Genomic DNA, 26,589 nt, shown 5'->3' with positions numbered 1-26,589 from the left:
GCGTCGACAGGCTGGGGGCGCTGCCCCCAGACCCCCGTGGTATTTCTAGTCAGAAGAAGCAGGTGTGGCGGGAACACGGGACGACAGCATTCGCGCCCAAAGCGGGACCAGCAGGGCCGCGACCACCAGCATGACCGCTCCGATCACATAGAATGACACGCGCAGGCCGTACCATTCGGCGACAAAGCCCATGATGACGGGACCGAGGAAAAACGCGGCATAGCCCAAGGCCGCAGCCTGGCTGATGGCCGCGAGGCGAAAGCGTTGCGGCACCGCTTGCCCGACGAGCCCCAGCGCGATGGGTCCCACCACGGACGACCCCAGACCGCCCAGCAGAAAGCCGACATAGGCCACCGGGATCGACGGGGCGAAGCCTGCAAGGGTCAGGCCGAAACCGGCCAGTACGGAGGAGATGATCATCACCCGCACCGGCGGCCAACCTGCGCCAAAGACATGCGCACCGAGCCGCCCGATGGCCATGCCCGTGGCCAGCAAGGCGGGCCCGTTTGCCCCCTGCCCCGGACTGCCGCCCAGCGTGCGTTCCACATGCAGGGCAGACCAGCCTTCGGAGGCGGCCTCGCTCAGGAATGCGGCGAGCACGACCAGACCACCGACCCAGACAAGCGCATAGGGCATACCCGAGACGTCCGTGGCCCCCTCTTCTTCGAGGACGGTGCGGTCGGGCAGGCGCATCCAGAACATCAGCACTGCAATGGCCACGGCCATGCCGCCAAAGATCGCAACCGGGCCAAAGCCCGCCTCGCGCGCCCAACCCACCACAAAGGCCGCGGACGCATAGGCCACCGAAAACATGCCGTGGTTGAGGTTCATCAGGCTGCGCCCGGTTTCGGCCTCGGCCTCGCTCACCTCGGCATTGGCCAGCACATCGGCCACGCCGGACCCGCCTGCGGCCAGAAACAAGGCCATGCCGACCATAAGTTGGCTCTGCGACGCGCCGGTCAGCAGGAACCCTGCGATCATGATGATCACGCCGGCCAGCAGCGCCCAGACGCCCAGAAGCCGGTAGACCAGCGGCGCCAGCCACATCGCCATGACAGCCCCAATCGAGCCCACCAGCACCAGCGTGCCCCAGCGGCCGTCGCCGACGCCCACCTGTGCCTTGATCACCGGCATCTGGGCGGAAAAACATGCCCAGCCAAAGCCAATGACAATAAAGCCCGCAAGGGCCCGCCGGGAGGCGCGTAGATCGTCCAGAAGTCTCATGCCACAGCGGTGCCACGGGCGCGGCGTACGGTCCAGTCCCCAAAACCCGAAAGGGTCTTTTCAATTGTGTACATCCGGTCTATGTGAGCGCCTTCACGCGGGGTGACAGCCTTGGAGGCACCCTGCCCTTACATTTGGAGAAATATCATGGCTGGTGAGATTCCTGATCTCGAAGCCCTGGAACGGACGGGGACAGGCAAGGGCGCCGCTCGTCAGGCCCGTCGCGACGGGATGGTTCCGGGGATTGTTTTTGGTGGCGACACGGATCCGCTTCCGATCAACATTCCATTCAACAAGCTGTTCAAGATGCTGAAAGCCGGGCGGTTCAAGTCCACGCTGTTCAACATGAAAGTGGACGGCCACGACGACGTGCGCGTGATCTGCCGCGATGTGCAGCGCGACGTGGTCAAGGACCTGCCCACGCATGTGGATTTCATGCGTCTGCGCCGCACCACCAAAATCAACCTGTTCATCGGTGTTGAAGTGGTGGGGGAAGACGTGTCTCCCGGCCTGAAAAAGGGCGGCGTGCTGAGCTTGGTGCGTCCCGAGGTGGAACTGGTTGTGACCGCCGGTGACATCCCCGAGAGCATCACCATCGACGTGTCCGAAGCGGCCGTGGGCGACAGCATCACCATCTCGTCGGTGTCGCTGCCGGAGGGGGCCAAGCCGACCATCGACCGTGACTTTGTCATCGCGACCATCACCGCGCCTTCGGGCCTGCGTTCTTCCGAGAATGAAGAGGGTGAGGAAACCGAAGAGACGGCCGTCGAAGAGACCACAGAAGAATAAGCATCTGCGGGTCCCTGCCGAGACCTGAGACATGCGATCTGAATGAGGCCGCCCCTGATCCGGGGGCGGCCTTTTTCGTGCTGTCCCAGCATGGGACAGCATTCCGCCCTAACAATCTCAAGGGCTTACAGCGGCGATTTAACCCTTTGGTAAGGAATGCCGCGCGGAGAACAGGGCACGCTCAGCCGATTTCAGACAGATGGCGCGCCAAAAAACGCGCCCGACGGACCGGCTTGACTGTGGGCGCGGGCCGTGTCGCTTTGACACCCTAAGACGCCACGACCCGCCAACAACCAAACGGCCCGATGCGCCACATGCCGGACCGGTGGCGCCGCGGGACCAGAGGAACGACGCAGATGACACAAGGGCACTCCAACGCGCGCGGCATCATCCTGATGTCTGCCGCGATGCTGGGCATTCCGATGGTCGATGGCATCGCCAAATACCTGAGCACGGACCATTCCCCCCTGTTCGTCGGCTGGGCGCGCTATGCGGTGGCCAGCCTGATCGTGCTGCCACTGGCCTACCGGTATCACGGGCGGCGATTGTTCCCGGACGAACAGCGATTTGCCCATCTGGTGCGCACCGCCTTTCTGGTGACGGCCATGACGCTCTATTTTCTGGCCATTGCCCGCATCCCGATCTCGCTCGCCGTCAGCGCCTATTTCGTGGGGCCTGTTGTGGCCGTTGCCCTGTCTGTGCTGTTCCTCAAGGAGCGGTTCACGCGCATCAAACTGCTGAGCCTCGTGCTGGGATTTGTCGGGTCCATCGTCGTTTTGCAGCCGTCCGGCGATATCGACATTGGCCTGATCATGGCGTTCGGGGCCGGGCTGTTCTTTGCGCTGTACCTGATCGCCACGCGCCAAGCCTCGCAGACCAGCGACCCGATCAAGACGCTGGCGTTTCAATGCGTGATTGGCACGGTGTTGCTGAGCCCGCAGGCTGCCTTTACCGTGTCGGTGCCGCATTGGGACGTGCTGTGGCTGTTTGCCGGGTTGGGCGTGATTTCGGCCATTGGCCACCTGTTGACGATCCTTGCCTTTCGCCTTGCCGACGCATCCACCCTGTCGCCGCTTGTGTATCTGGAGTTGGTGGGCAGCGCGATCATCGGCTACCTGATCTTTTCCGAAATCCCCACGGGAACAACGGTGTTTGGTGCCATGCTGATCATCGTGTCGGGGCTGGTTCTGCTGAAACAAACGGCGCAACCGGGGCAGTGATCCGACATCCCGTGTCGCATATCCGCGCGCGGTTCAGCCCGTTTCGCCGGCTGGCTCACGCTTTGCCTCCACTTCGCCAAACCGGGCGCGGTATTCTGACGGCAACACGCCGAGCCGCTTGGCAAAGCTGCGCCGCATCTTCTGTTCGGAGCCAAAGCCGGACAGCGCGGCAATCTGTTTGAAGGATTTGCGGCTGCGTTCCAGATAAAGGCGCGCCATCGACAGGCGGCGGTCTTCGACAAAGCGTGACGGGCTGACCCCGACGTCGCGCAGGAAGTCGCGGTGCAGGGTGCGTTCGGTCGTACCTGCGGCGTGGGCCATTTCGGTCACGGTCCATGTGTCGGCGGGGCGCGACTCGATCCGGGTGTAGAGCGTCGCGAGCCGCGCGTGGGATGTGGATTGCGCCTGTAATGGGCTGGAATATTGCGACTGGCCCCCGTGCCGGTGCATGAACACGACCATTTCGCGCGCCACCGCCAATGCGGTGTCACGCCCGTGGTCCGTTTCGAGCAGGGTCAGCGCCAGATCAATGCCCGCCGTCACCCCTGCGGAGCAGTGGAATTTACCGTCCGCGGTAAAGATGTGGTCCAGTTGCCAATCGACGTGCGCAAATCGCTGGCGCACAAGGTCCGCACGGTCCCAATGCGTGGTGGCCCTGCGCCCATCAAGCAGGCCGGTTGCAGCCACCAGAAGGCTGCCGGAACACACCGAAATGACCCGCTGCGCGCGCGCCGCCAATGGGGCGAGATACCCCGCCAGCGACGCATCATCCAGCAGAAGGTCCACGCCTGGCCCGCCCGGCACAATCAGATCGTCCATGGGCCTGTCCGGTTGAAACGCACCGTCCGCGCGCAGGGTGAGCCCCGTGTCGGTGAGGACGTCGCGCCCGTCCTGTGTGCAGATGTCGATGCGATACGCGTCATAACCCAAGAGCGTGTTGGCCGACCCAAACACCTGCGCAGGCCCCGCCACGTCCATCAGCAGCACAGCGGGAAATCCTAGAATGGCGACGTTACGGTGTTTTGTCTGATTTTGAAGGTTGGTTGTCATATCCGACACTCACCACGTCGCGTAGCCTTGGGTCAATACCCCCCTGAGATACGAGGTTCTGATGCCCAAAACATACATCACTGACGTAGAAGGGGTGCCCCCGTCCCCCTCGCCGATTTCGAACGCGGTTGTCGTGGACAACACCTGTCATATCTCGGGCCAGTTGGCCGTTTACGAGGACGGATACAGGGCGGGCACCGCAGAGGCGGAGGCGCACCGGGCCTTTGACCTTGTCTGCGCCGTCGCGCAGGCGGCGGGGTTTGCGCCGGACGATATTGTCTATGTCGATATTGCGTTTATCGACATAGACCGTGATCTGGCGGCGGTGAACGCGGTGTGCCGCGCGCGGTTTGCGCAGTTTCCGGCCCGCACGGTCTATCAGGCGGCCAAGCTGCCGTTTGGGGCCAAGGTCAAGATACAGGCCATTGCGATGCGCGCGGCCCCTGTCGGGTCGGATCGGTGAGCTTGCGCCGCTGAGCCTTGGCACGTCCGGCTCTGGACCGGCCCGCGCGGGACGCTTATGCTGCACCGCAACACTGGCCGGAGGCGTCCTGATGAAACTGATCGTTGGCTTGGGCAATCCGGGGGGCAAATATGCCCGCAACCGGCACAATATCGGGTTCATGGTGCTGGATGAGATCGCCGGTGCCCATGGGTTTCCCGGTTGGAAGTCCAAGCATCAGGGCGTGGTGTCGGAGGGGCGGTTTGGCAGCGCGCGTGCGGTGCTGCTCAAGCCTGAGACCTATATGAACAAATCCGGTGACAGCGTGGGGGCCGCGATGCGGTTTTACAAGCTGTCGCCAGAGGATGTTATTGTTTTCCATGACGAAATCGACTTGGCCCCCGGCAAGGTACGGTGCAAGACCGGGGGGGGTCATGCCGGTCACAATGGGCTGCGGTCGATCCATGCGCATATCGGGCCGGATTATGTGCGGGTCCGGCTGGGGGTCGGGCATCCCGGCCACAAAGACGCGGTGCCGGGCTATGTGCTGCGCGATTTTCCGAAGGCGGATCAGGGGTGGCTTGACGATGTGCTGCGCGGCTGTGCGGACGGAGCGCCGCATCTGGCGGCGGGTGACAGTGCCAGGTTCATGAATGCGGTGGCTTTGCGGGTGAACCCGCCCCGTTCGGGCACGGGCGACAAGGCGCAAAAGCCTGCGGCGCCCCCCGCCTCTGCGTCGCCCCCCGCCTCTGTGTCGCCCCCCGCCTCTGTGCCGCCCCCCGCCCCCGAAGAGGACAAACGCAGCGCGCTGCAAAAACTGATGGACCGGTTCTCATGACATTGACACAAGCGTTTCGCGATCAGGCGGAGACCTGCGCCCGCATGGGCTCGCCCTTGATGGGGCGGGTGTTGGGGATATTGGCCGATGACTGGGACCCGGACACGGATGTGGGCCGCGCCATGGCCACCTATGCGGGCGATATCGGACCGGCGGGCCATTCATTGCCCCTGCGGCTGGGCGGAGGGCTGCACGCGCTGGTGCTGCAAGGGCGCGACCCGGCGCTTGCCGCCGCTTACCCACCGAACGACGTGGACGATGCGACCTTGCGGGGCGCGGTTCTGGGCGCATTGGAGCGGCATCAGGCGTTCTTTGTGGAGTGGACGCAGTTGCCGCCACAGACCAACGAAGTGCGCCGCAGCGCGGCCCTGATCGCAATGGCGCATGTGGCGGTGCAGCAGTTTGACCGGCCTATTGTGCTGTCGGAACTGGGGGCCAGCGGCGGGTTGAACCTGATGTGGGACCGGTTTGCGCTGGACACTGGTGCGCACCGGTACGGCCCTGCGGACGCCGCCCTGACCCTCGCGCCCGAATGGACGGGGCCGCAGCCGCCTGCGGCGGCACCGCAGGTGGTGGAACGGGCGGGCGTGGACCTGAACCCGCTTGACCCGCGCGACCCCGACGACCTGCTGCGCCTGACCGCCTACCTCTGGGCGGACCAGCCGCACCGGCTTGACCTGACACGTGCCGCAGCGGCTGCGATGACGGGCACGGTGGACCGTGGCGACGCGATTGACTGGCTGGCGCAACGGCTGGACGACGTGCAACCGGGCCACATGCACCTGATCCAGCATACCGTCGCCTGGCAATATTTTCCCGCAGCGGCACAAGCGCGTGGGCGCGCCCTGATCGAGGCCGCAGGCGCGCAGGCCACAGCCGATAGCCCTCTGGGCTGGATGCAGATGGAGACCGATGGCGACACCACCGGCGCCGTCGGGGCCGCGCTGACCCTGCGCCTGTGGCCCGGCGATATCACCCTGAGCTTGGGCCGTGCCGATTTCCATGGCCGATGGGTGCGCTGGACCGGTTGATCCATCCCTTGCGCCGCCCCACACAAGGGATAAGGTCAGCGCCACCGGGGAGGACACATGCGCAAAATCATAAAATGGGCGGTTCGGCTGGTCGCGCTGTTGCTGGTTGCCGTACTTGCGGTTGGAATTTGGAAACGCGAAGAAGTCGAGCGCCTGCTGGCCGTCAACACGCTCTTTGACGAAGACCGGATCGTTGAAAACTTCTCCAATATGGATGCCGCGTTCCTGCATGTGGAATTGCCGCGCGGGAATGGCCCGGTCAGCCCCCTGCCCTCTGGCACGGCCCTGACCATGCCGTCGGACTACGACACTTGGGTGGCCGACCGCACGATCACATCCGTGCTGGTGTTGCAGGATGGCGCAATCGTGCACGAAGCCTATTACCAAGGCACCAGCCCCGACGACCGGCGCATCAGCTGGTCCGTCGCCAAAAGCTATCTGTCGGCGCTGTTTGGCATATTGGTGGCGGAAGGCGCCATTGGATCACTGGATGATCCGGTGACGGACTACGCCCCGATGTTGGCTGGCGGGGCTTATGACGGTGCCACGGTGCGCAACGTGTTGCAGATGTCGAGCGGCGTGACCTTTGACGAAGACTATCTGGATTATTACAGCGATATCAATCGGATGGGCCGCGTCTTGGCCTTGGGCGGCAAGATGGATGCCTTTGCCGCCCGACTGACCGCGCGCTTTGCCGCACCGGGGGAGACGTGGAAATATACCTCTATCGACACGCATGTGGTGGGCATGGTGGCGCGCGGCGCCACGGGGCGCAGCGTGACCGACCTGATGACCGAAAAGCTGGTGCAGCCGCTGGGGCTGGAACACGCGCCGTATTATCTGACCGACGGGGTTGGCGTGGCCTTTGTTCTGGGCGGGCTCAACATCACCACGCGCGATTATGCCCGGTTCGGGCAGATGATCCTGCAAGACGGCATGTGGCAGGGCCAACAGGTGGTGCCTGCCGATTGGGTGGCCGCGTCGACTGTTCCCAGCGCACCGACGAAAGCGGGACAGGTTGGCTATGGCTACCAATGGTGGATTCCCGTGGGCGCGCGCAAAGGGGTCACGATGGGACGTGGCATTTACGGCCAATACCTCTATCTCGATGCACAGGCGCAGGTCGTGATTGTTGTCACCGCCGCCGACCGGCAGTTCCGGGGCGACGGCATCAACACCGGCAATATCGACATGATGCGCCGGATGGTCGTTGCAGCGGAGGCACGGTGATGGAACCGGATGACAGCATCAACGTCTTGGGCGGCGCGCTGGACCTGTGTGGTGGCGATCCTGTCACCGGGTTTTTCCGCGACGGCCACTGCAACACCTGTTCCGCCGATCAGGGCAGCCACACGGTCTGCGCGGTGATGACTGCGGAATTCCTCGCCTTTTCGAAATATGTCGGCAACGACCTGAGCACCCCGCGCCCCGAATTCCGCTTTGCAGGCTTAAAGCCCGGTGATCGCTGGTGCCTGTGCGCCTCGCGTTTCCTGCAAGCCGCCGACGAAGGCTGCGCGCCGAAAGTGTCGCTGGAGGCCACACATCGCCGCGCGCTGGATATTGTGCCGCTGGACGTGCTGGAGCGGCACAAGGCATAGAGTCAAAAGCTGGGTGTGATCCCCAGTGTCCGCGCAAACGCGTCCCTGATCTGATCACGCTGTGCGTCGGTGACATAGCGCAACAGATCGTTTCGGCGCGCGGTGCCCGCCTGGGTCAACGTAATGTCCGATGACTCCCGCCAGTACAAAAGTTGCTGATCCTTCCAGCGGTTCAATTGTGCGGTATGGGAGCCCTTTTTGGTATTGGCATCCAACGCATAGCCCAGTTCAAACAGGTCTTTCATACCAATGGGTCGACCAAGGGCGCGCTGATACCGCGCGCAGTCAAGTTGCGCATAGTCGTACATTTTACTGGGTTCACGGCGGGGCGCCTTTTCCTTGGGTTTTGGCGGCGGTGCCGGTTCGGTTGGCGGGTGCGCCGCCCCACCGTTTTGCGCAGAAAGCTGGGCATCGTTGGCACTGCCATTGGAAAGGTTCGTCAGAGCCGGGGCATCAATCGGACCGCTTCGCTCCCCGCCGAGTCTTTTGAATTTGTCCTGCTCGTCATCCGTCAGAGTTGCCCAAACGATTTGCTTCAAGTCTTGTATCGAGTGCTCTGATTCTGTTAGAAGATCGTAGAGATCGGCGCCGGAAGAGCGCTTTGAAAGATCCGAGGCAAAACGAACAAGAGCAGGCATCTCGTCTGAACGCATTGAACCATGTGCCCGAACGAAGGCTGTGAGCGCTTCGACATAGGCACTTTGATAGTCCGGTTCGGTCGTCATTACGTTGTCCCAAAACGTGGGCAAGCCAAGTAACACGACAAAGACCAATGACTATCGGTTCTGACTCATTACCCGTGGTGCCAATTCCTAACTCGCAATATCTGCCGTATCGTTACAAAGAGTAACACAACATATTGCTCTGCCGGCAACGCATTGGAATCACTCAATTATCGTTTACCTGATTAACATAACAAAATCTAAATCAGCTGTGAACCTCGATATGTGCTGATATCGATCATATCAATGTATAACATTCGCTGCCGTTGCCAAATGGTGATACCTCTAGCGCGCAAGATGCGATTAAAGCATTGAAAACAAACAGATTCTCCTCATCCAAAATGAGGAGTTCGAGAATGCTGTTAACCGGATTGTCCATCACCTGCGGCGTCGCGCTTGCGCTGAGCGCCTGGCTGATCTTCCTGTCGCCAACAAAGCGCGACAAAGCCCTGATGGTCCTGCTTTACATCGCGTCTGTGACCATCAAGGCCATCATTGCCCTGACCAAATGACGCAACAAACGTGCTGAATTCGCGTCGCACTCAGAAAGACGGCCAGGTGTTGCCCCGGCCGTCTTTATCATTTCAATCGGTCACTCGACGTTGCGCCCTTCGGGGCCGGTCATGTCAAAGCCCAGATGACGCGCGACGGTAAAGATGTCCTTGTCGCCGCGGCCACACATGTTCATGCAGATGATGTGATCGGCGGGCAGGGTCGGTGCGATTTTCATCACGTGGGCGAGCGCGTGGGACGGCTCCAGCGCGGGGATAATGCCTTCGGTCGTGCAGCATAGCTGGAACGCCTCCAGCGCCTCGACATCCGTGATCGACACGTATTCGGCACGGCCAATGTCGTGCAGCCATGCGTGTTCGGGGCCGATGCCGGGATAGTCGAGACCGGCAGAAATCGAGAACCCTTCGAGGATCTGACCATCGTCGTCCTGCAGGAGATACGTGCGGTTGCCGTGCAGCACGCCGGGGCGACCACCGGTGAGGGAGGCGCAATGTTCCATCTTGGCGTTGACGCCCTTGCCGCCCGCTTCGACACCGATGATCCCTACCTCTTTGTCGTCAAGAAACGGATAGAACAGCCCCATGGCGTTGGAGCCGCCGCCAATCGCGGCGATGACGGTATCGGGGAAACGCCCTTCGGCGGCGGTCATCTGTTCGCGGACCTCCTTGCCGATAATGCTTTGGAAATCGCGGACCATGGCGGGGTACGGGTGCGGGCCAGCCACTGTGCCGATGCAATAGAACGTGTCGCGCACATTGGTCACCCAGTCGCGCAGGGCGTCGTTCATCGCGTCCTTGAGCGTGCCGCGACCCGACGTGACCGGGATCACCTCTGCGCCCAGCAGTTTCATCCGGAACACGTTGGGGGCCTGCCGTTCGACGTCATGCGCGCCCATATAGACCACGCATTGCAGCCCAAATTTGGCGCAGACGGTGGCGGTGGCCACGCCGTGCTGGCCCGCGCCGGTTTCCGCGATGATGCGCGTCTTGCCCATGCGACGGGCGAGGATGATCTGGCCCAGCACGTTGTTGATCTTGTGCGCACCGGTGTGGTTCAGCTCGTCGCGCTTCATATAGACCTTGGCGCCGCCCAGATGATCGGTCAGGCGTTCGGCAAAATAAAGCGGGCTGGGACGGCCCACATAGTGGGTCCAGAGGTCGTTCATCTCGGCCCAGAAACTGTCGTCGGTCTTGGCCTTTTCGTATTCTTCCTCGAGCGACAGGATCAGCGGCATCAGCGTCTCGGACACGAACCGCCCGCCGAACTTGCCAAAGCGGCCCGCCTCGTCGGGACCGGTCATGAAGGAATTGAAAAGATCGTTGGCCATGCGCACACCTCGTTTTCAGCATGACAGAGGTAGCGGGGTTGCCCGGTGGGGTAAAGCATGTGGGGCGGGAATATTTGCCGCCCCTTTTGACGCATCCCCAGCCGTTTATCACCCGATCTGGGGATGGCCTGGCCAGCTCGCCCGGAATAGCGTGCTAGCATACGGATTGCCGTGGTTCATTTTCCGCCGCCCCCAGGTCGGTCATTTAAGAATTTTAGGAGCTTCAATGCCATTTAACGCAACACATACTCACGCTCTCGAAAAGATGCTCACCACAATGAAACCGGGGGACTTTTTCCTCGTCAACAATGGGTACGAGCGTAACAACAAAACTTTTTGGAACGGACAGGAAAACACCGCCATCCGTGCGGTGTCCGGCGTCAATTTTGGGCACGCGTCTTTGTACATCGGCGGCGGCAGGGCTATGGAAATGCCTGTGAAACTGGACAAGGTAAAGGACATCTTTGCCTCAGACCGGACCAATGCCGTGGCCTGCGTCAAGTGCAACCAACTCAACGCGCGCCAACGCGCACGCATCAAACAATTTGTCTTCGCGTATTACGACAGGAATATGGATTACCCCAAGGGGTCTTACGACATCGCTGCGCTGATGGTGGGGTCGGTTGGAGAACTGGGTAATTTGTACGTACGAAAGGTCTCCGCACATTGCCTCGATGACGACGAAGCCGGGGACATGATCGCGGCAGTGACGCGCCCCGCCTTCCAGATCCCCGCGACATTATCCACAATGGCGCTCGCCAAGGCGAATGAGTGGGCAGGCAACATGCCGGCCCTGTCGTGCGCCGGTTTGATCACCTATGCCCACAAAGTTGCAGGTCACATCATTGATGATGGATGGGTGAGCCACCCCATCCACAGCACACCCGCGTCCTTGTGGGACATCGTGAGTGTCGACAAAGCCAAATACAGCGTTGAAATTCTGGAATTTTTTGACGACCACGCGCCAGCGCCCAAACCCAAGGAAGTGGTTCGCCGTTCCCCCGAGAGTGCCGGTAACGCGCCGAATGCACCCGTGCACCCCGGCAACATCGGCTTCTAGTGTTGCAGTGGACGACGCCTCAGATCGCGCGCACGGCGGACATGAAATCGCGGATCAGGCCTGCATCCTTTTGACCGGGCGCGGTCTCGACCGCGGAACTCAGGTCAATCTGGCGGGCGCCGGTGGCGCGCACGGCGTCGGCCACGTTGTCCGGGGTCAGGCCCCCGGCCAGCATCCACGGCACCGGCCAGCGGCGGCCCACAATCAGGGACCAGTCAAAGGTTGCGCCGTTGCCGCCCGGACGGTCCGCCCCTTTGGGCGCTTTGGTGTCCACGAGGATTTGGTCGGCGACGCGGGCATAGGCGTCAAGCTGGGGCAGATCGTCGGCAGAGGCGATGCCGACCGCCTTCATCACCGGCAGGCCAAAGCGGGCCTTGATCTCGGCCACCCGTTCAGGTGTTTCCGCGCCGTGCAATTGCAGCATGTCGAGCGGGACCGTCGCGGTCAGGTCGTCAAGAAACGCATCATCCGCATTCACCACCAGCGCCACCTTGGCCACGCCCGGCGGCGTGTCGATGGCCAGCCCGCGCGCCGTGTCCAGCGACACATTGCGCGGCGATTTTTCGAAAAAGACAAAGCCCACATACGTCGCCCCCGCCTCTGCCGCGGCAGACACGTGTTCGGGGCGGCTCAGGCCGCAGATTTTGACCGAGATATCCGACATGGGGTCGGGCTTAGCTGGCCTCGTCCAAAAGCGCCAGCACTTCGTCCTGGCCTTCGTGCTTTTCGGATTTGAGGCGTTTGACCTCACGCTCCAGCCGCCGCACCTCGCGGGCGTTGCGGCTGTTTTCGGCGCGGATGTTATACTCGCGCAGCCATTCCCAGACAAAACCCACCAGCAGGCCCGCGATGATGCCGCCGAAGATCACCACAAACAGCGGCAATTGCACCGACGGTGTGACGGCAAACAGCCCGGCAATCTCGCCCGGCAGAACCTTGAGGGTGACCATGCCGCGATTGGCCAGCGCCACAGCAATGAGTGCAATGGCAAAAACGGCGATACAGGCGTATCGGATGTAACGCATCAGGCTTTCCCGTTCAGACGGTCCCGAAGCAACTTGCCGGTCTTGAAGAAAGGCACGTGCTTTTCCTCGACCTCGACCGTTTCGCCGGTGCGCGGGTTGCGGCCCGTGCGCGCGTCACGTTTCTTGACCGAGAACGCACCGAAACCGCGCAGTTCCACGCGGTCGCCGCGCGCCATGGCGGCAGTCACTTCGTCAAAGATGGTGTTTACGATCCGCTCTACGTCGCGCTGATAGAGATGCGGGTTTTCGTCGGCGATCTTTTGGATCAGCTCAGACCGGATCATGGTGTTCTCCCCCCGAAGGACTTGCATTCGCTTCGTTTTTGTTTGGGAGAGTATAGGAACAATCGCGCCTTTCGGGAATAGCGAGCCGTTCCCCCCAAGTGCTTTTTCACCCCAAAAACCGGGGGTTGCGGGCGCTTTGCTGCCAATTCGATCAGAGCAACGGCTCATATCGGGAACCGTACGGGTGCGTCTGCGTCCTGTGACAAGACGATTCGCGCACTATGCTGCATAATGCAAAACGGGGGCCCGAAGGCCCCCGTTCCGTTCCGCCTGATGGCGTGTGTTTACTCGTCGCCCTTGAGGGCTGCGCCGAGGATGTCGCCCAGCGACGCGCCGCTGTCGGAGGAACCGTACTGTTCCACGGCCTCTTTCTCTTCGGCGATTTCGCGTGCTTTGATCGACACACCCAGACGACGGGTTTTGCCGTCGATATTGGTGATGCGGACGTCAACCTTGTCACCAACCGAGAAACGCTCGGGGCGCTGTTCGGCACGGTCACGGCTGAGATCGGAGCGGCGGATGAAGGATTTCATGCCTTCATATTCCACTTCGATGCCGCCCTCTTCGATCGAGGTGACGTTCACGGTCACGATCGAGCCGCGTTTCACGCCGCCCACGGCTTCGGCGAATTTGTCGCCGCCCACCGCTTTGATCGAGAGCGAGATACGCTCTTTCTCGACGTCGACTTCGGACACAACCGCGTGGACCATGTCGCCCTTGCGGTAATCCTGGATCGCCTCTTCGCCACGCTGGTCCCAGCTGAGGTCGCTGAGGTGAACCATGCCGTCGATGTCGCCGTCCAGGCCAACGAACAGACCAAATTCGGTGATGTTCTTGACTTCGCCTTCGACCTCGGTGCCCTCGGGATGTGTTTCTGCAAACACTTCCCACGGGTTGCGCATGGTCTGTTTCAGGCCCAGAGACACGCGACGCTTGGCGCCGTCGATTTCCAGAACCATGACTTCGACCTCTTGCGAGGTGGACACGATCTTGCCGGGGTGCACGTTCTTTTTGGTCCAGGACATCTCGGAGACGTGGACCAGACCTTCGACACCGGGCTCCAGTTCAACAAAGGCACCGTAATCGGTGATGTTGGTGACGCGGCCAGTATGGGTCGATTCCAGCGGGTATTTCGCGGCCACCAGATCCCATGGATCTTCTTGCAGCTGTTTCATACCCAAGGAGATGCGGTGCGTCTCTTTGTTGATTTTGATCACCTGCACCTTGATCGTCTCACCGATGGTGAGGATCTCGGACGGGTGGTTCACCCGGCGCCATGCCATGTCGGTGACGTGCAGCAGGCCGTCAACACCGCCCAGGTCAACAAACGCACCGTATTCGGTGATGTTCTTGACCACGCCGTCGACATTCTGACCTTCGGTCAGGTTGCCGATCACTTCGGCGCGCTGTTCGGCGCGGGATTCTTCGAGGATCGCACGGCGCGACACAACGATGTTGCCCCGGCGGCGGTCCATTTTCAGAATCTGGAAGGGCTGTTTCAGACCCATCAGCGGGCCTGCGTCGCGCACGGGGCGCACGTCAACCTGAGAGCCGGGCAGGAACGCCACGGCGCCGCCCAGATCGACGGTAAAGCCACCTTTGACACGGCCAAAGATCGCGCCTTCGACGCGGGCTTCGCCAGCGTAGGCGGTTTCGAGACGGTCCCATGCTTCTTCGCGGCGGGCCATCTCGCGGGAGATTACCGCTTCGCCACGGGCGTTTTCGGCAGCACGCAGGTACACTTCGACCTCGTCGCCCACCTGAACGCTCGGTGCTTCACCGGGTTCTGCGAATTCCTTGAGCTCGACGCGGCCTTCCATCTTGTAGCCGACGTCGATGATGGCTTGACCCGCCTCGATGGCGAGGACCTTGCCTTTGACAACCGAACCCTCTTCGGGGGTGTCCATTTCGAAGCTTTCTTGCAGGAGGGCTTCGAATTCCTCCATCATTTTATCAGCCATGTGGCGTCGTTTTCCTAACATTTGTGTTTTACGGGCCGTGCGGTTGTCTCCGCCGGTCTTGGTTTCAATTGGTCAGGTGCAATGCAAAACAAAGAGGGCCGGATGGTTCCGACCCTGCTCGTCTCGATGTTCTGCGGTGTTTTCACCTTGTCGACGGTCGCGCGTATAGCGGGTCGATCCGGGTTGGGCAAGGGGGGTGGTCCGCCGTGATCCAAAGGCCGCCTGTCGGCGACGACATGTTTTGGGGGGCTTTGCCCCCGGCCTGCGGCCTCCCCCAGGATTTTTTTGGGACAGAGACGGGGAGTGGGTTCGACTGTCGCGTTGGTCGTGTTAGGAGGCGGCAGATTTGAAATGCGGGGGTGCATCATGCGGGTGGTTTTGTCGAGTGATCATGCGGCAATCGGGTTGCGGCAGGCTGTTGCGGCCCATGTCGCAGAGCGCGGGCACGTCGTTGAGGACATTGGGCCGATCACGACGGAGAGCACGCATTACCCCGACCATGGGGCGGCGGCGGCGCGCAAGGTCGCGGCGGGCGAGGCCGATCTGGGCATTGTCCTGTGCGGCACAGGGCAAGGCATCATGATGGCGGCCAACAAGGTCAGGGGCGTCCGTTGCGGCGTGTGTTCCGACACGTTTTCAGCGGCGATGATCCGGGAGCACAACGACGCCAATATGCTCGCCCTTGGGGCGCGTGTGATCGGCGAAGGTCTTGCGCTGGACATTGTGGACGCATTCCTGACCACCGGGTTTGGTGGCGGGCGTCATGCTGTGCGGGTGGATATGATCAAGGCGTTGGAGAGCTAGATATCCTCGCCCTTTTTCAGCAGCTCTTTGAGCAGGTCCTGATAGAGACCGTTGCTGTCACCGCCGCCGAACACGGTGGCGCCGCCTGAATAGGTCTGGCCATAGGTGCGGGCGACGTTGATTGTCTGCACGAAGGCCGACAGCAGCTGATCCTTTTCCAGCGGGCTGAGCGGGTGGATGAACACACCCCAGAGCCGCCCCTGCGCCACCGCGTAGCGCGCGTCGAGCGCGCTGTCGAAATTGGCCTGCATGAGGCGCATGAGTTCCTCGGCTGACAGGCCTGCGGCGGACCGGATTGGCACCATGGCGCGCATCCTGTCCGCACGTGGATCGGCAATCACCACAAGCGGGATGTCGTCGATGGTGAACTGGATGGTGTTGCCTGCGGGCACCGCCTCGGGGTCGATGGCGCGGATGATCTCGGCCATGCGCAGCATGGTCATCGGCGGCTCGGCCTCGATCACCGGGGGAGCGGGCGTGTCTTGGGCCGCAAGCGGCGCAGCAAAAGCGATCAGCAGGGCAAGAGCGAGACGGGGCATGGGCAGGGCCTTTCATCGGAATGATGAAAAGCTATGCCACGCCCCGTTCAAAATCCAAGCACCGTTTGGTGAGGCGGGTTACACCGCTGCCTTGAGCGCGTCGGCCAGATCTGTCTTTTCCCAGCTAAAGCCGCCGTCGGCGTCGGGCGCGCGGCCAAAGTGGCCATAGGCCGCCGTGCGCTGGTAGACGGGTTTGTTGAGTTCCAGATGCTCGCGAATGCCGCGCGGGCTGAGGTCCATGGACAGGGCCACAGCCGCCTCGATCTGGGCATCGGGCACAACGCCGGTGCCAAACGTGTCGCAATAGATCGACAGGGGTTTGGACACGCCAATGGCATAGCTAAGCTGGATCGTGCATTTGCGGGCAAGGCCTGCGGCCACGACATTCTTGGCCAGATAGCGCGCCGCATAGGCCGCCGAGCGGTCCACTTTGGTCGGGTCTTTGCCCGAGAACGCACCACCGCCATGGGGGGCGGCACCACCATAGGTGTCCACGATGATCTTGCGCCCGGTCAGGCCCGCATCCCCGTCGGGACCGCCGATCACGAATTTGCCGGTGGGGTTCACGTGCCACTCGGTCTCATCGGTGAGCCAGCCGTCGGGCAGGACCTCTTGGATATAGGGGGCGACCATGGCGCGGATATCGGCGCTGGTCAGATCGGGATCGAGGTGCTGGGTGGACAGCACCAGAGAGCTGACGCCCACCGGCTTGCCATCCTGATAGATCACGGACAGCTGCGATTTGGCGTCGGGACCCAGCGCCGGTTCGGTGCCGTCCTTGCGGACCTCGGCCAGACGGCGCAGCATCGCGTGGGCGTAATGGATCGGCGCCGGCATCAGTTCGGGCGTTTCATCCGTGGCGAACCCGAACATGATACCCTGATCGCCTGCGCCTTCTTCCTTGTCAGCGGACGCATCCACCCCTTGGGCGATATGCGCGGATTGTTCGTGCAGCAGGTTGGTGACCTCGCAGGTCTGCCAGTGGAACTTGTCCTGCTCGTAGCCGATATCCTTGATACAAGCGCGCGCGATTTCGTCGATCTTGCCCATATAGTCGTGCAGCTTGTCCTGATCGCTCAGGCCGACTTCGCCGCCGATCACCACGCGGTCGGTGGTGGCAAAGGTCTCGCAGGCCACGCGTGCCTCCGGTTCTTCGGCGAGGAATGCGTCAAGAACGGCGTCGGAAATGCGGTCGCAGACCTTGTCTGGGTGGCCCTCGGAGACGGATTCCGAGGTGAAGGTATAGTTCTGGCGGGACATGAGTGCTCCATTACATGTGCAACTGTCACGTCAGGAAGCCGTTGTGACAGGGTCGAGCGGACTTACGCCGCAGACGCGTCGTCGTCAATGCCCTGCGCGCGGCGGGCACGGGACCGGCGCAACACAAGGGCCACGCCGGTCAGCAGCAGCAGGATCGCATAAGGCGCATCACCGGTTCTTGCATATGCGGTGGGGGCGGCGGCGGCGGGCAAAGCCACGTCAAGATAGCCTGCGGTGTTCAGGGCCAGCGCATCCAGCACGCGCCCCTTGGGGTCGATGACGGCGGAGATGCCGGTGTTGGCGGCGCGCAGCATCGGCAGCCCCTGTTCAATGGCCCGCATCCGGGCCTGTGCCAGATGCTGTTGCGGGCCGGAGCGCGCGCCGAACCACGCATCATTGGTGAGGTTCATCAGGACGGTCGGGCGCGTCGGTGCGCCGCCGACATTGTGGGCAAACACAACCTCGTAGCAGATCAGCGGCAGCGCGCGGCCCAGCGGGCCAAGGTCCAGCAGGCGCGGACCCGGACCGGAGGCATAGCCGCCGCTGGCGCGGGCGGCCAGCCCCCCCGCATTGACGTGCCGGAACAGCCACTGGGCGGGCATGTATTCGCCAAAGGGCACAAGGTGATGCTTGTCATAGCGCGCCGTCACTTGGCCCTGTGGGTTCAGCATGACGAGGCTGTTATAGTATGCATTCTGGGCGTCGCGCCGCTGAATGCCCAGCACCACCGGTGCGCCGCGTGCTGCTTCGGCGAGGATGTCGAAAACGTGCTGGGCGTTGTCGGCCACATAGGGCAGTGCCGTTTCGGGCAGCAGGACAAGATCCGGCACGGGACCTGCGGCGGTGTAGTCGATCTGGCGATTGACAAAGATCGGTATGCGCGCCGGGTCCCATTTTTCGTGCTGGGGCGCGTTGGGCTGGATCAGGCGCACGATGGTCGGTGTCATTGGACTGGGGGCGGATTGGGGCGGGACAAGGATCGTGGCGGTGGCGGCAACGGTCACGGCGGCGGATACGATGCTGGATCTGACGTGCAGGATCAGCGCCGCACCCCCCGTCAGGGCCAGCATCATCCCGTGCGGGCCAAGCAGCGCCAACCCCTGCCCGGCCAGCCCGTCCACCAGCGCCTGTGGCGGCGTGGCCCATGGAAAGCCGGTCAAAACGTAGGCGCGCAGCATCTCGACCCCGGCAAGGCTGGCGACAAAGGCCACCGGCCCGCCCCCGGCCCAACGGGCAAAGCCAAGCGCCGCCGCCCAGAACCCGCCCAGCCCCAATGCCAGGAGCGCCAGCGCAAAGGGGGCCATCCAGCCGGTCACGGCGGCATCCACCTGAAACGGTTCGAGGATCCATGTGAGGGTCGCCGCGAAATAGCCAAAGCCCAAGGCCGCTCCGCCCCACGCGGCACGGGTCGCGGAGCGCGCCCGGTGCGCGATCAGACCAGCGGCCACCAGCGGCACAAGGATGAACGGTGCCAGATCGAACGGCGCATGTGCCAGCGCACCGGTTGCGCCAGCCAAAGCGGCCAGCGCCACCTGCCCCCACCACGGCAAGCCCGTGATGCGGGCCGTCAGCGCCGTCATTCGGCGGCGTCGCGCGCCTGCAAACGCACGCGCAGCCGTTTGATCCTGCGGGGGTCGGCGTCGATCACCTCGAATTGCGGACCGTCGGGATGCGGCACGACCTCGCCCCGCGCAGGCACGCGGCCCGCCAGCATAAAGACGAGGCCGCCCAAAGTGTCGATCTCTTCTTCGTCCACGTCATCATGGGTGGTGAGCGATATGCCGATCTCGTCCTCGAATTCGTCAAGCGGCGTCTTCGCCAAGGCGAGGTAGCAACCGGATTTCTCCTGCACGAAAAGCACACCTTCGTCGACGTCGTGTTCATCCTCGATCTCGCCGATGACCTGTTCGATCAGGTCTTCGATGGTCACAAGCCCGTCGACGCCGCCATATTCGTCGATCACCAGCGCCATGTGCCGCCGTTCCGTTTGCATCTTGGTCAGCAACACGCCGATGGACATCGACGGCGGCACAAAGAGCAGCGGGCGCAGGCGCGCGCGCAGATCGAAATCCTTGGCCCCACCGTTGAAGCCGTGATGCAGCGCCACGTCCTTGAGATGTGCAAAGCCGATGGGCGTGTCCAGCGTGCCTTCGAAGACCGGCAACCGGGTGTAGCCGCTGTCGCGGAAGCATTCGACCAGTTCGTCAAGCGACACATTGTCGGCAACGGCGGTGATATCGGCCTTGGGCACGGCGACATCCTCGACCCGCATCCGGCGCAGGTTGATCATGCCATGGGATTGCTGCGGCTTGCTCTGCGGCGCAGGCAGGTCCGCGGTCGCGGCCTCACCCGGGCTGAGCGCGCCAATCACGCGCGACAGAAATCCGCCATTTTTTGGTGGTGTGGTCGTGTCAGTGGCTGACTGCGCGCGTTGCGCTGCGTCAGACGATCCTTCGTTTTCGCCCATCGGCTCCTGGTCCAGTTGTCGCGGTGCCCAAAACAAACAGGGCGGCACCGATGCCCTAATATGGGTCAGGGACGCCCAGATTGCCAAGTATTTTGACCTCAGTCCTCTCCATCAGGGCCGCATCGCCCGGACGGATGTGATCATATCCCAACAGATGCAGCGTGCCGTGCACCAAAAGATGGGTCACGTGATCGCCAAAAGGTTTGCCCTGATCCAGCGCCTCGCGGGCGCATGTTTCATAGGCGATGGCGATATCGCCAAGGGACACCGCGCCGTCCGGGTCGGGATCAGGGGCTGCCGGTGTGGCCCCGTCCGTGGCTGCGGCCAGATCGGTGTCGGGCCAGCTAAGCACATTTGTCGGGCCGGGTTTGTCGCGGAAATCCGCGTTGAGGGTTGCGATGCGCGCGTCGTCGCATCCCAGCAGCGACACCTCGCCCGCCGCGATGCCCTTATGCGCAAGGACCGCCGTGACTGCGGCCTTGGCCAAGGCGGCAAGACCCGCCGTTGTCCAGCGGTCGTCTTCGATCAGGATGTCGATGTCATGTGGCAGTTGTCAGAACCGGGGGCCAGCCCCCGGACCCCCGGGATTTTTTGGGAACAGAGACGGATCAGGCGCTGGCCTCATCCGCCTCGTAGGCTTCGATGATGGCGGCCACAAGCGGGTGGCGCACTACATCCTTGGAGGTGAAGTAGTTAAAGCTGATATTTGGCACGGATGTCAGCAGCCGTTCGGCATCGGCCAACCCCGAGGACACGCCGCGCGGCAGGTCGATCTGGGTCCGGTCGCCGGTGATCACCATGCGCGACCCTTCGCCCAAGCGCGTCAAAAACATCTTCATCTGCATGGTGGTGGCATTCTGCGCCTCGTCCAGCACCACAAAGGCGCGGCTGAGCGTGCGGCCCCGCATAAAGGCCAGCGGCGCGATTTCGATCGTCTTTTCTTCCTTGAGCTTGGCCAGTTGCTTGCCCGGAAGAAAGTCATTCAGCGCGTCGTAGAGCGGCTGCATGTAGGGGTCGACCTTTTCCTCTTGGGTGCCGGGCAGAAAGCCCAGCCGTTCGCCCGCCTCAACCGCAGGGCGGCACAGGATGATGCGGTCGACCTGACCGGAGATGAACATGGACACGCCCACGGCCACCGCCAGATAGGTCTTGCCGGTGCCCGCGGGGCCAATGCCAAACGCCATCTCGTTTTCAAAGAGCGACTGCACATAGGCCTTTTGCGCGTCCGTGCGGGGTTCCACCAGTTTCTTGCGCGTCTTGATTTCGATCCGGTTGCCCACCGGCATTTCAAGCTGGTCGCCTGCGCGGGTGCCTGTCCCTTCCTCGGCGTCGCCCATGCGCAATTCGCGGTCCACGTCCGCCGGTTCCACTTCCTTGCCGGATTCGAGCCGCAGATAGAGCGCGTTCAGCACCTCTGCCGCGCGTTTCTGCGCGCCCTCCTCACCCAGCACGGCCAGCACATTGCCGCGGCGGACGATTTGCACGCCCAACATGCTTTCGATGGAGGTCAGGTGCTGATCATAGGGGCCGCACAGGTCAATCAGCAGGCGATTGTCGGGGAATTCCACAACGCTTTCGCGGGTCGCTTGATCGAGGGTCAATATGGGCTCCTGAGTCTGTGCTTGGGGGAAGGGTCGCAACTTCGCGGGCGGGGTGCAACGCCCCTGCGCGCCATTTCATCAAATTGAAACAAAAAAGGCCGGAGCGCGGCGTGCGCTCCGGCCTTTTTGCATGTCGAAAGGGCGCAGGTCAGATCGGGTCGCCAATCGCGCCGGTCGACCCTTTCTTGAAATCGCCAACGGTTTGCGTCGGTGCCGCCACGCCCGAGCAGACGGGTTTGCCGTATTTGTCGAGCCGTGCGGACAGGTAGCCTTCGACGCCGTCGTCGATGATCCAGTGATCGCAGCCGTTGGGATCAACCCAGATGCCCGCCTGAAGCTGGCTGAGATCCTTGGTGTCGAACCCGCGGTCCACAGTCTTGTCAGGTCCCAGTTCACGGAACTGCGCGTCTTCGCACGCGGCAAGGCCGAATGCAGCGCTGAGGATGGTCATCGTTTTGATAAATTTCACTGTCCCGTCCCCTTAGCGAATGCAGATGATTTCGACGCGACGGTTTTTGGCCCGTCCTTTCGCCGTCTGGTTCGAGGCGGCGGGCAACCGCTCGCCATAGCCGCGGACATCCGCGATCCGTGCCCCGGTCTGCTGTGCGATTGCCGCGACTGAATTGGCCCGGTTCAGCGACAGGCGCAGGTTATAGGCGTCGGACGCACGGCTGTCGGTGTGGCCGGTGATGATGTAGCTGGTCGCACCCGCCTGTTTGAAGAATTCGGCCAGACGCGCCTTGCCCTGTGGGTGGATGCGCGCGCTGTCAGTGGCAAAGAACTGGTCGGAGTTCATTACGCCGCAGGTGTTGCCCCGGCGGCAGACCGGGATGCCCTTGCGGTTGGTGTGGGGCGTCATGTAGCCCTCGACGCCATCGTCCATGACCCAGTGCTCGCAGCCATCCGGGTCCACCCAGATGGTCGGGATATACTGTCCGCCATCCCGTCCGGATTGTGATTTGGTTTGCGCCGCCACATCCGTGGCTGCCACGGAAACCACTGTCAGTGCCAGCGCCGCTGTCGCAACCGCACCGCACACAGCCTTGGCCGCTTTGGAAAAGGTAATAACCACAGCCTTGTCCCTTTTGTTGTTGTCCCCCGCGGGCAACATACAAGACGACACTCACGACGTCATATGCCCGCCACACTGGGGAAAAGCGTAGGGAAGTTTTAACCTTCTGTGAAGGTGTTTTCACCAGATATTGTGTCTCAAATCCGCATTTGGCCCATAAACCGGGGGCGTGATCGGCCCAAAGCGCGCAAAGCGTGCGATCAGGCGAGAACGCCGGCCAGTGAATTGGCGCCCGCCTCAACGATTCTGACCGGTGCGATCTGGCCCGCGCTCAGCGTTGCGTCGGTGACATGCACGGCGTGCAGATAATCGCTTTTGCCGACCATCTGCCCCTCGAAACGTCCCGGCTTTTCAAAGAGCACGTTGACGGTGCGGCCCACCATGCTTTGCTGAATGTCGCGTTGCTGGCGGGTGATCAGCGCTTGCAGGCGTTGCAGGCGGTCATCGGCTTCGGCGGCGTCCACCTCGGCCCGTTCGGCGGCGGGCGTGCCCGGACGCGCCGAATATTTGAAGGAATAGGCATAGCCGTATTCCACGGCCTCGATCAGATCGAGCGTTGCCTGAAAATCTGCCTCGGTCTCTTCGGGAAAGCCCACGATGAAATCGCCGGACATCAGAATGTCGGGACGTGCGGCGCGAATCCGTTCGATCAGCGCCAGATAGCTTTCGGCGGTGTGGCTGCGGTTCATCCGTTTGAGAATGCGGTCGCTGCCGGACTGCACGGGCAAATGCAGGTAAGGCATCAGCTTGGCACATGTGCCATGCGCCTCGATCAGGTCGTCGGTCATGTCGTTGGGGTGCGAGGTGGTGAACCGGATACGCTCCAGCCCGTCGACCTTGTCCAGATCCCAGATCAGCCGGGCCAGCGTATAGTCTGACCCATCGGGCCCGGCGCCGTGATAGGCGTTGACGTTCTGTCCCAGCAACGTGATCTCGCGCACGCCGCGCTCCACCAGATCACGCGCCTCGTCGAGGATGCGGGCGGCAGGGCGGCTGACCTCGGCACCACGGGTGTAGGGCACCACGCAGAAGGCGCAGAACTTGTCGCAGCCTTCTTGCACGGTCAGGAATGCGGTTGGACCCCGCGCCGCCTTGGGACGCGATTTCAGACGCTCGAACTTGTCTTCTTCCGGAAAATCGGTGTCGAGCGCCTTGTCACCTTGCGATACGCGCGCCTCCATCTCGGGCAGGCGGTGATAGCTTTGCGGGCCCACAACCAGATCAACCATGGGCTGGCGGCGCATGATCTCTTGGCCTTCGGCCTGTGCGACACAGCCGGCCACGCCGATCTTGAGGTCGGGTTTGTCCGCCTTGAGGCCCTTGTAGCGGCCCAATTCCGAATAAACCTTTTCTGCAGCCTTTTCTCGTATGTGGCAGGTGTTGAGCAGGATCATGTCGGCATCCTCGGCGGTTGCCGTCTGTTCATAGCCCTGCCCGCCCAGCGCCTCGGCCATGCGTTCGCTGTCATAGACGTTCATCTGGCAGCCGTAGGTCTTGATAAAGAGCTTTTTGGGCGCGGTCATGGGCGGCTCGCAGGTCGGTTGGGGGTCAGACCGGCGATCTATCAGGCGGCCTGCAATCTTGCAATGCAGGTCCAATTGGCCGCATTAAGGGGCAAGCAAAAGAGCAGCAGGCGCACGGATGAAATTCGACAACATCGACGCATTCCTGAAAACGGCGGATGCCGTGCCGAAAAAGGGGCCAGTGGCTGTGATCCTCGCTGAGGACGAGGTCGAGATTGATACGACCATTCGCCACCACCAACAGGCCGGGTTCCGCTACATTGTGGTGTTCATGCCCGGTGAATTCGCCCTGCCCCGCGACCTTGAGATGGAGGTCACCCATGTGCATCACAACACGGCCCGGACAGACGCGCTGGAGACGGCAGTGAACGCGATGATCCGCGCCGTGCCTGCGGGCACATGGATGTACTACTGCTACAACGCCGAATTTCTGTTCCATCCGTTCTGCGAGACGCGCAGCATTGGCGAGATGCTGACCTTTCACACCGAAGAGCGGCGCAATGCCATGCTGACCTATGTGATTGACCTGTATTCGGACGATCTGTGGGAGCATCCGGATGCCGTGTCACTGGAGCGGGCGCATCTGGACCGGTCCGGCTATTATGCGCTGGCGCGGCCCGATCCTTCGACCGGGCATCCCAAGGAGCGGCAACTGGATTTCTTTGGCGGCCTGCGCTGGCGGTTCGAGGAACACGTGCCCGTCGCCCGGCGCAAGATCGACCGGATTTCACTGTTCAAGACCAAGCCTGGGTTAAAATTGCTGGAGGATCACACCTTTAACGATGAGGAATACAACACCTATTCCTGCCAGTGGCACCACAACCTGACCGCCGCAATCTGTTCGTTCCGCACGGCCAAGGCGCTCAAGCTCAACCCGGGCAGTACATACGATATCCAGAGCTTCAAATGGCACAATTCTGCCCCCTTCGAATGGCATTCCCGCCAGTTGCTGGATCTGGGGCTGATGGAACCGGGGCAGTGGTTCTGAGGCGTCACTGACACGCGCATTGCGCAACACTTGTCGTGACCTCAACAATCCACTAAAATTTTTTGACATTTTATTAGACATTTAGGACGGAATACCCATGAGCGTCGAAGGCGATATCAGAGCAATCTTTTTACTTGGGATTGGTCAAATCCCCGATTATGGCGGCATGGCAAGCGGCGTGGTGGGCGTGCTGTGGCCTGCACCCCAAGCGGATGTCTGGGGCGACATCAAAGATCGTGTCGAAAAACTGATTGATGAAAAGCTCGACAAAGAGATCGAAAAACAGCTGATCGAAACGCTCCATGGATTGCAGCGGGTCATGCAGAATTATGCGGACGCGCTGAAAGACTATGAGCACGATCCGGAAAAGATCTTTGTGTTTTTCGAGGATGCGCTGACCCAGCTCGAGGCGAACCTCGACCACTTTAAATCGGCGGGTCACGAGGTTCTTTTGCTGCCCCTGTTTGCACAGTTTGCGAACATGCACTTGTCCCTGCTGCGCGACGGCGCGCTGTTGGGAAAAAACTGGGGCATGACCCAAGAGGGGGTCGATCGCATCATCAAGAAAATCTACAAATACGGCGGCGATTACAGGTGGCACGTTCAAAAAACGTACCCGGATGCTCACAACGCGGCCAAGCAGAAATACGCAGGGCTCGAGCCGAAACCACAATGGACTGCCCTCAACAAGTTTGTGCGTGAAATGACCCTCATGGTTTTGGATTTCGCCGAATACTGGCCGTATTTCGCACCGGACGAACCACGCCCCAAACTGAAGCGCGAGCTTTACTCCGATCCGATTGGCAATGGACACGACCACCGCGTCATCAAGATCGGCGACCCGGAGAAAAACCGCATGTCCAAGGCCAAGGTGTGGGGATTTGACCGCATTGATGCCATTCAGCAGGCCTTTGGTGGCAAGCTGGGCAAACGGATGGGCAACCAACACGGTGGTTCGGACGCACCGCCAAATGGCTGGACAGGGGACATCGAGATCAACAACCAGATTGCCTATGTCAGCGGGCGTGCGGGCGACGTGTTGGATTCCATGCAACTGCATTTCGAGAACGGCGAGAAAAGCAATCTGTGCGGCGGCGGGCGAGAAGGTGGCGAAAAATTTGTCGCCAAGATCGACGGGCATATCGTGTCGCGGTTTTACATCACCCGTGCCGATGCAAATTACGGAACAGCCGAGACGCTGGTGGTGGCTTACCGATTTCACGACGGGTTCTAGTCGGGGATTGAACCGTG

Annotated in this window: 29 protein-coding genes and 1 riboswitch; of the genes, 12 read left to right on the top strand and 17 right to left on the bottom strand. The window is 61.9% G+C overall.

Features of this window, described 5'->3' with window-relative positions; all coding sequences use genetic code 11:
• Nucleotides 1-45 precede the first annotated feature (45 nt).
• Nucleotides 46-1,224: an MFS transporter gene (locus Q1A85_RS16360; RefSeq protein WP_299691781.1), complete on the bottom strand. Its 1,179-nt coding sequence runs from the start codon at nucleotides 1,222-1,224 to the stop codon at nucleotides 46-48.
• A 147-nt stretch (nucleotides 1,225-1,371) separates the two neighbouring features.
• On the opposite strand from Q1A85_RS16360, the gene Q1A85_RS16355 reads away from it, so the two are divergent.
• Nucleotides 1,372-2,013 (top strand): 50S ribosomal protein L25/general stress protein Ctc, encoded by a 642-nt coding sequence (locus tag Q1A85_RS16355; RefSeq protein ID WP_299691778.1) that lies wholly within the window; start codon nucleotides 1,372-1,374, stop codon nucleotides 2,011-2,013.
• A gap of 356 nt (nucleotides 2,014-2,369) precedes the next feature.
• A complete protein-coding gene (locus Q1A85_RS16350; RefSeq protein WP_299691775.1) occupies nucleotides 2,370-3,233 on the top strand; it encodes an EamA family transporter in 864 nt (287 codons plus the stop codon).
• A gap of 33 nt (nucleotides 3,234-3,266) precedes the next feature.
• Here the strand turns inward: Q1A85_RS16350 and Q1A85_RS16345 are convergent, their stop codons facing one another.
• Nucleotides 3,267-4,283, bottom strand: coding sequence for a helix-turn-helix domain-containing protein (locus tag Q1A85_RS16345; protein ID WP_299691773.1), 1,017 nt, complete (start codon nucleotides 4,281-4,283; stop codon nucleotides 3,267-3,269).
• Between the two features lie 61 nt (nucleotides 4,284-4,344).
• On the opposite strand from Q1A85_RS16345, the gene Q1A85_RS16340 reads away from it, so the two are divergent.
• The 5 genes from Q1A85_RS16340 to Q1A85_RS16320 all read left to right on the top strand — a co-directional run bounded on the left by Q1A85_RS16340 (nucleotide 4,345) and on the right by Q1A85_RS16320 (nucleotide 8,192).
• The gene (locus tag Q1A85_RS16340) at nucleotides 4,345-4,746 is read left to right on the top strand and encodes a RidA family protein (RefSeq protein WP_299691771.1); all 402 of its coding nucleotides are present in this window, start codon (nucleotides 4,345-4,347) and stop codon (nucleotides 4,744-4,746) included.
• Nucleotides 4,747-4,837: 91 nt separating this feature from the next.
• Nucleotides 4,838-5,563, top strand: coding sequence for an aminoacyl-tRNA hydrolase (gene pth, locus Q1A85_RS16335; protein ID WP_299691769.1), 726 nt, complete (start codon nucleotides 4,838-4,840; stop codon nucleotides 5,561-5,563).
• On the top strand, nucleotides 5,560-6,594 hold the full coding sequence (locus tag Q1A85_RS16330; protein ID WP_299691767.1) for a DUF2332 family protein: 1,035 nt from the start codon (nucleotides 5,560-5,562) through the stop codon (nucleotides 6,592-6,594). The genes pth and Q1A85_RS16330 overlap by 4 nt, the downstream gene beginning before the upstream one ends.
• A 57-nt stretch (nucleotides 6,595-6,651) precedes the next feature.
• Complete coding sequence (locus Q1A85_RS16325) at nucleotides 6,652-7,824, top strand: serine hydrolase (RefSeq protein ID WP_299691765.1); 1,173 nt, start codon at nucleotides 6,652-6,654, stop codon at nucleotides 7,822-7,824.
• Nucleotides 7,824-8,192, top strand: coding sequence for a DUF2237 domain-containing protein (locus tag Q1A85_RS16320; RefSeq protein WP_299691764.1), 369 nt, complete (start codon nucleotides 7,824-7,826; stop codon nucleotides 8,190-8,192). The genes Q1A85_RS16325 and Q1A85_RS16320 overlap by 1 nt, the downstream gene beginning before the upstream one ends.
• 2 nt (nucleotides 8,193-8,194) lie before the next feature.
• Here the strand turns inward: Q1A85_RS16320 and Q1A85_RS16315 are convergent, their stop codons facing one another.
• Nucleotides 8,195-8,917, bottom strand: coding sequence for a hypothetical protein (locus Q1A85_RS16315; protein WP_299691763.1), 723 nt, complete (start codon nucleotides 8,915-8,917; stop codon nucleotides 8,195-8,197).
• A 353-nt stretch (nucleotides 8,918-9,270) separates the two neighbouring features.
• Here Q1A85_RS16315 and Q1A85_RS16310 point away from each other — a divergent pair, with 353 nt between their 5' ends.
• The gene (locus Q1A85_RS16310) at nucleotides 9,271-9,426 is read left to right on the top strand and encodes a hypothetical protein (protein WP_299691762.1); all 156 of its coding nucleotides are present in this window, start codon (nucleotides 9,271-9,273) and stop codon (nucleotides 9,424-9,426) included.
• Between the two features lie 80 nt (nucleotides 9,427-9,506).
• Here Q1A85_RS16310 and trpB read toward each other — a convergent pair whose 3' ends face one another.
• Complete coding sequence (gene trpB, locus Q1A85_RS16305; protein WP_299691760.1) at nucleotides 9,507-10,754, bottom strand: tryptophan synthase subunit beta; 1,248 nt, start codon at nucleotides 10,752-10,754, stop codon at nucleotides 9,507-9,509.
• 226 nt (nucleotides 10,755-10,980) lie between these two features.
• Here trpB and Q1A85_RS16300 point away from each other — a divergent pair, with 226 nt between their 5' ends.
• A complete protein-coding gene (locus Q1A85_RS16300; RefSeq protein WP_299691758.1) occupies nucleotides 10,981-11,814 on the top strand; it encodes a hypothetical protein in 834 nt (277 codons plus the stop codon).
• A 19-nt stretch (nucleotides 11,815-11,833) separates the two neighbouring features.
• On the opposite strand, the gene Q1A85_RS16295 is transcribed toward Q1A85_RS16300, so the two are convergent.
• The 4 genes from Q1A85_RS16295 to rpsA all read right to left on the bottom strand — a co-directional run bounded on the left by Q1A85_RS16295 (nucleotide 11,834) and on the right by rpsA (nucleotide 15,105).
• On the bottom strand, nucleotides 11,834-12,478 hold the full coding sequence (locus tag Q1A85_RS16295) for a phosphoribosylanthranilate isomerase (RefSeq protein ID WP_299691756.1): 645 nt from the start codon (nucleotides 12,476-12,478) through the stop codon (nucleotides 11,834-11,836).
• 10 nt (nucleotides 12,479-12,488) lie between these two features.
• Nucleotides 12,489-12,839 (bottom strand): LapA family protein, encoded by a 351-nt coding sequence (locus tag Q1A85_RS16290; RefSeq protein WP_299691754.1) that lies wholly within the window; start codon nucleotides 12,837-12,839, stop codon nucleotides 12,489-12,491.
• A complete protein-coding gene (gene ihfB / locus Q1A85_RS16285) occupies nucleotides 12,839-13,150 on the bottom strand; it encodes an integration host factor subunit beta (protein WP_299691751.1) in 312 nt (103 codons plus the stop codon). The genes Q1A85_RS16290 and ihfB overlap by 1 nt, the downstream gene beginning before the upstream one ends.
• A gap of 257 nt (nucleotides 13,151-13,407) precedes the next feature.
• Nucleotides 13,408-15,105, bottom strand: a complete 1,698-nt coding sequence (gene rpsA, locus Q1A85_RS16280; RefSeq protein ID WP_299691749.1) for a 30S ribosomal protein S1 — start codon at nucleotides 15,103-15,105, stop codon at nucleotides 13,408-13,410.
• 345 nt (nucleotides 15,106-15,450) lie between these two features.
• On the opposite strand from rpsA, the gene rpiB reads away from it, so the two are divergent.
• Nucleotides 15,451-15,888, top strand: coding sequence for a ribose 5-phosphate isomerase B (rpiB, locus tag Q1A85_RS16275; RefSeq protein WP_299691747.1), 438 nt, complete (start codon nucleotides 15,451-15,453; stop codon nucleotides 15,886-15,888).
• On the opposite strand, the gene Q1A85_RS16270 is transcribed toward rpiB, so the two are convergent.
• From Q1A85_RS16270 to miaB, 9 genes are all read right to left on the bottom strand, one after another.
• The gene (locus Q1A85_RS16270; RefSeq protein WP_299691745.1) at nucleotides 15,885-16,427 is read right to left on the bottom strand and encodes a hypothetical protein; all 543 of its coding nucleotides are present in this window, start codon (nucleotides 16,425-16,427) and stop codon (nucleotides 15,885-15,887) included. The two genes, rpiB and Q1A85_RS16270, sit on opposite strands and share 4 nt — an antisense overlap.
• Nucleotides 16,428-16,505: 78 nt before the next feature.
• Nucleotides 16,506-17,687, bottom strand: a complete 1,182-nt coding sequence (gene metK, locus Q1A85_RS16265) for a methionine adenosyltransferase (protein ID WP_299691743.1) — start codon at nucleotides 17,685-17,687, stop codon at nucleotides 16,506-16,508.
• Between the two features lie 3 nt (nucleotides 17,688-17,690).
• Nucleotides 17,691-17,740, bottom strand: a riboswitch (SAM-SAH riboswitch).
• A 9-nt stretch (nucleotides 17,741-17,749) separates the two neighbouring features.
• Nucleotides 17,750-19,267: an apolipoprotein N-acyltransferase gene (lnt, locus tag Q1A85_RS16260; protein ID WP_299691741.1), complete on the bottom strand. Its 1,518-nt coding sequence runs from the start codon at nucleotides 19,265-19,267 to the stop codon at nucleotides 17,750-17,752.
• Nucleotides 19,264-20,154 (bottom strand): hemolysin family protein, encoded by an 891-nt coding sequence (locus tag Q1A85_RS16255; RefSeq protein ID WP_299691739.1) that lies wholly within the window; start codon nucleotides 20,152-20,154, stop codon nucleotides 19,264-19,266. Before Q1A85_RS16255 ends, lnt begins: the two co-directional genes overlap by 4 nt.
• 55 nt (nucleotides 20,155-20,209) lie before the next feature.
• Nucleotides 20,210-20,641, bottom strand: a complete 432-nt coding sequence (gene ybeY, locus Q1A85_RS16250; RefSeq protein ID WP_299691737.1) for an rRNA maturation RNase YbeY — start codon at nucleotides 20,639-20,641, stop codon at nucleotides 20,210-20,212.
• Between the two features lie 121 nt (nucleotides 20,642-20,762).
• Complete coding sequence (locus tag Q1A85_RS16245) at nucleotides 20,763-21,755, bottom strand: PhoH family protein (protein WP_299691735.1); 993 nt, start codon at nucleotides 21,753-21,755, stop codon at nucleotides 20,763-20,765.
• A gap of 148 nt (nucleotides 21,756-21,903) precedes the next feature.
• On the bottom strand, nucleotides 21,904-22,206 hold the full coding sequence (locus Q1A85_RS16240) for a hypothetical protein (RefSeq protein WP_299692283.1): 303 nt from the start codon (nucleotides 22,204-22,206) through the stop codon (nucleotides 21,904-21,906).
• 30 nt (nucleotides 22,207-22,236) lie between these two features.
• A complete protein-coding gene (locus Q1A85_RS16235; protein ID WP_299692280.1) occupies nucleotides 22,237-22,767 on the bottom strand; it encodes an OmpA family protein in 531 nt (176 codons plus the stop codon).
• 260 nt (nucleotides 22,768-23,027) lie between these two features.
• Complete coding sequence (gene miaB, locus Q1A85_RS16230) at nucleotides 23,028-24,350, bottom strand: tRNA (N6-isopentenyl adenosine(37)-C2)-methylthiotransferase MiaB (RefSeq protein ID WP_299691732.1); 1,323 nt, start codon at nucleotides 24,348-24,350, stop codon at nucleotides 23,028-23,030.
• Between the two features lie 118 nt (nucleotides 24,351-24,468).
• On the opposite strand from miaB, the gene Q1A85_RS16225 reads away from it, so the two are divergent.
• A complete protein-coding gene (locus Q1A85_RS16225) occupies nucleotides 24,469-25,338 on the top strand; it encodes a glycosyltransferase family 2 protein (RefSeq protein ID WP_299691728.1) in 870 nt (289 codons plus the stop codon).
• Nucleotides 25,339-25,435: 97 nt separating this feature from the next.
• Nucleotides 25,436-26,572 carry an insecticidal delta-endotoxin Cry8Ea1 family protein gene (locus tag Q1A85_RS16220; protein ID WP_299691723.1) on the top strand — a complete coding sequence of 379 codons (1,137 nt, stop codon included), beginning with the start codon at nucleotides 25,436-25,438 and terminating at the stop codon, nucleotides 26,570-26,572.
• The last annotated feature ends 17 nt before the right edge of the window (nucleotides 26,573-26,589 follow it).

Source organism: uncultured Tateyamaria sp. (assembly GCF_947503385.1).
Lineage (GTDB): Bacteria > Pseudomonadota > Alphaproteobacteria > Rhodobacterales > Rhodobacteraceae > Tateyamaria.
This window is presented reverse-complemented; position numbering and strand designations above follow the sequence as displayed.

What these genes read in the sequence shown, in the direction of transcription:
- rpiB (WP_299691747.1), top strand. Translation starts at nt 15,451, where the DNA reads ATGCGGGTGGTTTTGTCGAGTGATCATGCGGCAATCGGGTTGCGGCAG.
- Q1A85_RS16310 (WP_299691762.1), top strand. Translation starts at nt 9,271, where the DNA reads ATGCTGTTAACCGGATTGTCCATCACCTGCGGCGTCGCGCTTGCGCTG.
- trpB (WP_299691760.1), bottom strand. Translation starts at nt 10,754, where the DNA reads ATGGCCAACGATCTTTTCAATTCCTTCATGACCGGTCCCGACGAGGCG.
- Q1A85_RS16225 (WP_299691728.1), top strand. Translation starts at nt 24,469, where the DNA reads ATGAAATTCGACAACATCGACGCATTCCTGAAAACGGCGGATGCCGTG.
- Q1A85_RS16240 (WP_299692283.1), bottom strand. Translation starts at nt 22,206, where the DNA reads ATGACCATCCTCAGCGCTGCATTCGGCCTTGCCGCGTGCGAAGACGCG.
- Q1A85_RS16320 (WP_299691764.1), top strand. Translation starts at nt 7,824, where the DNA reads ATGGAACCGGATGACAGCATCAACGTCTTGGGCGGCGCGCTGGACCTG.
- metK (WP_299691743.1), bottom strand. Translation starts at nt 17,687, where the DNA reads ATGTCCCGCCAGAACTATACCTTCACCTCGGAATCCGTCTCCGAGGGC.
- Q1A85_RS16295 (WP_299691756.1), bottom strand. Translation starts at nt 12,478, where the DNA reads ATGTCGGATATCTCGGTCAAAATCTGCGGCCTGAGCCGCCCCGAACAC.
- Q1A85_RS16315 (WP_299691763.1), bottom strand. Translation starts at nt 8,917, where the DNA reads ATGACGACCGAACCGGACTATCAAAGTGCCTATGTCGAAGCGCTCACA.
- Q1A85_RS16330 (WP_299691767.1), top strand. Translation starts at nt 5,560, where the DNA reads ATGACATTGACACAAGCGTTTCGCGATCAGGCGGAGACCTGCGCCCGC.
- Q1A85_RS16350 (WP_299691775.1), top strand. Translation starts at nt 2,370, where the DNA reads ATGACACAAGGGCACTCCAACGCGCGCGGCATCATCCTGATGTCTGCC.
- Q1A85_RS16300 (WP_299691758.1), top strand. Translation starts at nt 10,981, where the DNA reads ATGCCATTTAACGCAACACATACTCACGCTCTCGAAAAGATGCTCACC.
- Q1A85_RS16340 (WP_299691771.1), top strand. Translation starts at nt 4,345, where the DNA reads ATGCCCAAAACATACATCACTGACGTAGAAGGGGTGCCCCCGTCCCCC.
- lnt (WP_299691741.1), bottom strand. Translation starts at nt 19,267, where the DNA reads ATGACGGCGCTGACGGCCCGCATCACGGGCTTGCCGTGGTGGGGGCAG.
- Q1A85_RS16325 (WP_299691765.1), top strand. Translation starts at nt 6,652, where the DNA reads ATGCGCAAAATCATAAAATGGGCGGTTCGGCTGGTCGCGCTGTTGCTG.
- Q1A85_RS16270 (WP_299691745.1), bottom strand. Translation starts at nt 16,427, where the DNA reads ATGCCCCGTCTCGCTCTTGCCCTGCTGATCGCTTTTGCTGCGCCGCTT.
- Q1A85_RS16290 (WP_299691754.1), bottom strand. Translation starts at nt 12,839, where the DNA reads ATGCGTTACATCCGATACGCCTGTATCGCCGTTTTTGCCATTGCACTC.
- Q1A85_RS16220 (WP_299691723.1), top strand. Translation starts at nt 25,436, where the DNA reads ATGAGCGTCGAAGGCGATATCAGAGCAATCTTTTTACTTGGGATTGGT.
- Q1A85_RS16255 (WP_299691739.1), bottom strand. Translation starts at nt 20,154, where the DNA reads ATGGGCGAAAACGAAGGATCGTCTGACGCAGCGCAACGCGCGCAGTCA.
- pth (WP_299691769.1), top strand. Translation starts at nt 4,838, where the DNA reads ATGAAACTGATCGTTGGCTTGGGCAATCCGGGGGGCAAATATGCCCGC.
- Q1A85_RS16355 (WP_299691778.1), top strand. Translation starts at nt 1,372, where the DNA reads ATGGCTGGTGAGATTCCTGATCTCGAAGCCCTGGAACGGACGGGGACA.
- Q1A85_RS16345 (WP_299691773.1), bottom strand. Translation starts at nt 4,283, where the DNA reads ATGACAACCAACCTTCAAAATCAGACAAAACACCGTAACGTCGCCATT.
- Q1A85_RS16360 (WP_299691781.1), bottom strand. Translation starts at nt 1,224, where the DNA reads ATGAGACTTCTGGACGATCTACGCGCCTCCCGGCGGGCCCTTGCGGGC.
- ihfB (WP_299691751.1), bottom strand. Translation starts at nt 13,150, where the DNA reads ATGCAAGTCCTTCGGGGGGAGAACACCATGATCCGGTCTGAGCTGATC.
- miaB (WP_299691732.1), bottom strand. Translation starts at nt 24,350, where the DNA reads ATGACCGCGCCCAAAAAGCTCTTTATCAAGACCTACGGCTGCCAGATG.
- rpsA (WP_299691749.1), bottom strand. Translation starts at nt 15,105, where the DNA reads ATGTTAGGAAAACGACGCCACATGGCTGATAAAATGATGGAGGAATTC.